Annotated in this window: 2 protein-coding genes and 1 tRNA gene; all 3 read right to left on the bottom strand. The window is 66.2% G+C overall.

All coding sequences use genetic code 11. The features are described 5' to 3' along the window. A partial coding sequence (locus tag VFS34_06710; protein ID HET9794136.1) for a tetratricopeptide repeat protein occupies positions 1–380 on the bottom strand: 380 nt, incomplete at its 3' end. Positions 381–601: 221 nt separating this feature from the next. Continuing rightward, positions 602–675, bottom strand: a tRNA-Gln gene (locus VFS34_06705). A gap of 37 nt (positions 676–712) precedes the next feature. Beyond that, positions 713–2,047: a methylenetetrahydrofolate--tRNA-(uracil(54)-C(5))-methyltransferase (FADH(2)-oxidizing) TrmFO gene (gene trmFO, locus VFS34_06700; protein HET9794135.1), complete on the bottom strand. Its 1,335-nt coding sequence runs from the start codon at positions 2,045–2,047 to the stop codon at positions 713–715. Positions 2,048–2,357 lie beyond the last annotated feature (310 nt).

Raw genomic sequence — 2,357 nt, 5'->3', positions numbered from 1 at the left:
ATCCGGGCGACCAGCCGGCCGAGGACGGCGGCCGCTTCGGCCGGGCGCCCGGCCTCCTGGAGGGCGGCGCCCCAGCGGAGCAGATGATCCGGGACGTCCGGCGCGAGTTCGGAGGCGCGTCGCGCTTCCGCCGCGGCTTCGTCCGGGTTCTTCTTCTGGAGGAGGAGCGAGAGCGCGAGATCCGAGTGAGCGCGCGCCTCGGATGGCCTCTCCGACACCGCTCGCCGGAAGAGCGCCTCCGCGGCCGCGGGGTCGCGTCCCGCGATCAGGCGCTCGCCCTCGGCGACGTCGGCCGCTGAATCCGCCCGGACGAGCCGGGCGGTCACCACGATCGCGGGCAGGAGAAGACGCGCCCATCGCCGAAGGCTTCGGTCGCCCATGCGAGCGCTCATGATACGGCGCGCGCCAGCGTCTGCTGCCGGAATCCGTTCGAACCTGTTCTCCATCCGGCAACACTCCGGCGAGGACACGTGCGCGCGGAACGCGGATGACGGTTGGGGAGGGGGTTTGGGGGATGCCTCCCCCAGACAGGATGTGCCAAATTTGTCCGAGCGAAGCGAGGACGCGTGGAGCGTCAGCGACGCGCCAGCGAAGCGAAATTTGGCTGGGAGGCAGGGATTCGAACCCCGATACCGTGGTCCAGAGCCACGTGTCCTACCGTTGGACGACCTCCCAACGAAGGGCGCGATTATTCAGGAGAGCGTGAGGCGGGTCAAGCCGTCAGGAGCCGATCCGCGGCCGCTTCCGAGCGGAGGCGGTATTCCTCGATCGCGGCGAGCGCCCGCGCGACCTGGCGCTCGCGCCGGCGCGTCCTGTCGCGGAGCGGATCGCGCGAGGTGTCCTCGATCATTCCGAACGTGACGTTCATCGGCTCGAACGTCTTCGTCTTCGGCCGCTCCGAGCAGTGGCGCGAGAGAGACCCGAGCGCGGTCTCGTACGGCATCGGCGACGGCTCGCGCCCTTCGAGCAACTGCGCGATCGTGCGTCCGACGAAGAGCCCCGTCGCCGCGGACTCGAGGTATCCCTCGACCCCCGTGATCTGCCCGGCGAAGAAGAGGCGCGGCTCGTCGCGGAGTCGGAAGAACCGGTCGAGATGCGCGGGCGAATGGATGTACGTGTTCCGGTGCAGCATGCCGAAACGGACGAAGTTCGCGTTCTCGAGCCCCGGGATCTTCCGGAAGATCCTCTTCTGCTCGCCGATCTTGAGCTTCGTCTGGAAGCCGACGAGATTGAAGTGCTCCCGCGCGAGGTCGTCCTGGCGGAGCTGCACGACCGCATGGGGACGCCTTCCCGTGCGCGGATCCTCGAGTCCCATCGGCTTGAGCGGGCCGTGGCGAAGCGTCTCGACGCCGCGTTCCGCCATCACTTCGATCGGCAGGCAGCCTTCGAAGTAGATCCCCTTCTCGAAGTCGTGCACCGGCACGGTTTCGCCCGAAAGGAGGTCGGCGACGAATTCCTCGTACTGGCCGCGCGTCATCGGACAGTTCAGGTAATCGTCGCCGCCGCCCTTGCCGTAGCGGGAAGCGGAGTAGACCTTTTCGAAATCGATCGAGTCCGCGGCCACGATCGGCGCCATCGAGTCGTAGAAGTAGAGCGCGTCGGTTCCGAGTCGCTCGCGGATCGAGCGCGCGAGCGCATCCGATGTGAGCGGACCCGTCGCGACGACGACGATGCCCTCCGGCGGGATCTCGCCGACCTCGGAGCGGACGACTTCGATCTCCCTTCGGCCCTCGAGAGCGCCCGTCACCCGGGAGGCGAATGCGGCGCGATCGACGGCGAGCGCGTCGCCGGCAGGAACCCGCGTCTCTCTCGCGCACCGCATGACGAGAGAGTCGAGCGCCTCCATCTCGCGTTTGAGCAGCCCGACGGCGTTCGTCGGATTGTCGGAGCGGAACGAGTTCGAACACACCATCTCGGCGAGGTCGCCGCTCTGGTGGGCGGGCGTCGAGACCGATGGGCGCATTTCGATCAAACGGACCGGGTGACCCCGCCGCGCGAGCTGCCATGCGCACTCGGTTCCGGCGAAGCCTCCCCCGATGATCGACACGTCCCTGGCGGTCAGCTTACCTCCTTCAAGGACCCGGACGGAAATCCAAAAAGCCGGATTCCTGGGGCCGGAATCCATCGGTGACATATGCGTAAATATCTGATTCACAATTGCTTATTTGTGATTGAAATAATTTCGCAATGGCACAATAATGGCTTTACAGGCACAAGCGGCAAGGGGAGAGATCCCTTGAAAGCTATGGCCCTTTAGTGGGGTCGGGAAGGAGTTTTATGAAGGTTTTGAGGAGCCTCGCCATCTTTACGATGGCGACCGGGCTCGCCGCGTCGATGTACGCGCAGGCGACGTCCGG

The sequence above is a fragment of the Thermoanaerobaculia bacterium genome (assembly GCA_035717485.1).
Classification (GTDB): domain Bacteria; phylum Acidobacteriota; class Thermoanaerobaculia; order UBA5066; family DATFVB01; genus DATFVB01.
Note: the sequence above shows the minus strand (reverse complement) of the source record. Positions and strands in the feature narration are given on the sequence as shown.